This window comes from Candidatus Merdisoma sp. JLR.KK006, from assembly GCF_036941035.1.
Lineage (GTDB): Bacteria > Bacillota > Clostridia > Lachnospirales > Lachnospiraceae > Laedolimicola.
This window is the reverse complement of the sequence record NZ_JAYMNS010000088.1, coordinates 1-770: the sequence shown is the minus strand read 5'-3', so window position 1 is coordinate 770 and position 770 is coordinate 1. Positions and strand designations below refer to the sequence as shown.

Annotated in this window: 1 rRNA gene; it reads left to right on the top strand. The window is 53.1% G+C overall.

Annotation, left to right across the window (positions count from 1 at the left end):
* Positions 1 to 770 (top strand): 23S ribosomal RNA (locus VSQ61_RS22705); the annotation flags it as partial.

Sequence of the window (770 nt, the reverse complement as noted above, 5' to 3'; positions counted from 1 at the left end):
GAGCGGGGACCACCCCGTAAGCCTAAATACTCCTTAGTGACCGATAGCGCATAGTACTGTGAAGGAAAGGTGAAAAGGACCCCGGGAGGGGAGTGAAAGAGAACCTGAAACCCTGTGTTTACAAGCTGTGGAAGACCCTTAAGAGGTCAACCGCGTACTTTTTGTAGAACGGTCCGGCGAGTTGCCGGGTCTGGCGAGGTTAAGGACGCATACGTCCGGAGCCGAAGGGAAACCAAGTCTTAACAGGGCCAGAGTCAGACCAGGCAGACCCGAAACCGGGTGATCTACCCATGTCCAGGCTGAAGCCGCCGTAAAAGGCGATGGAGGGCCGAACGCACATCCGTTGAAAAGGGTGGCGATGAGGTGTGGGTAGGGGAGAAATTCCAATCGAACCCGGAGATAGCTGGTTCTCCTCGAAATAGCTTTAGGGCTAGCCTCGGTTTAGTCTCATGGAGGTAGAGCACTGAATTTCCTAGGGGGCGTCAAAGCTTACCGAAGAATATCAAACTCCGAATGCCATGGAGATGATGACCGGGAGTCAGACTGCACGAGATAAGTTGGGCAGTCAAAAGGGAAAGAGCCCAGACCTGCAGCTAAGGTCCCAAAGTGCGTGTTAAGTGGAAAAGGATGTGGGATTTCAAAGACAACCAGGATGTTGGCTCAGAAGCAGCCATACATTAAAAGAGTGCGTAATAGCTCACTGGTCGAGAGGTCCTGCGCCGAAAATGTCCGGGGCTAAAACACGCCGCCGAAGCTCAGGAATTGGCGAA